General features: G+C 47.6%; 1 protein-coding gene. It reads left to right on the top strand.

What is annotated here, in order from left to right; translation table 11 throughout:
- On the top strand, positions 1 to 624 hold a 624-nt coding region (locus tag J5224_RS33435), incomplete at its 5' end, for a TetR/AcrR family transcriptional regulator (RefSeq protein WP_319802545.1).
- Positions 625 to 651: the final 27 nt, after the last annotated feature.

Genomic DNA, 651 nt, shown 5'->3' with positions numbered 1-651 from the left:
CACCTGCTCAAAACCGAACAAAGTGTATTTGAGCGATTGCTCAAAGTCAATGCGGACAAAAGTATGAAAGAAGATCGCACCACACTGCGGGAAAAAATTCTGGATACCGCTATTGCCCTTTTTATCGAAAAGGGCAGTGAAAATGTCACTACGCGCGAGTTAACAGAAGCATTGAATCTCTCACGCAGCCATATTTACCACTATTTTTCGGACTGGCAGACACTGTGTCTCGACGCTTATTCGCGTTTTATGCTGACCGATTTAGATAATTTCACCCAAACCGTGCAGGCAGCGCCGCCCGAGCAACAGCTGCGCGCGTTTATTACCGGATATTTACCCGAAACTACCGATGCTATCTGGCAGCTTTATAGCGCATTGTGGCGCAAAGCTATTCGTGAAGCGCGTTATGCCGAATTGGCGTTAGCAATGACCCATGCCTGGGATCGGTTATTGAGCGACATTATTGCAGCGAATGTCACGAAGGATATCGATGTGATGCAGGTCACCCGCCAACTCAGTGCATTACTCAACGGCTATGCCGACCATCTGATGATTAATCCAACACCAGAGGCTCGCCGTCAGGCAATGAATGATATTGACGCTTTTCTCCAGCGTAGCTTATAGCGACAAACATCAATGCCTTGGGAATAC

The organism is Candidatus Symbiopectobacterium sp. NZEC135, from assembly GCF_025962695.1.
This window is presented reverse-complemented; position numbering and strand designations above follow the sequence as displayed.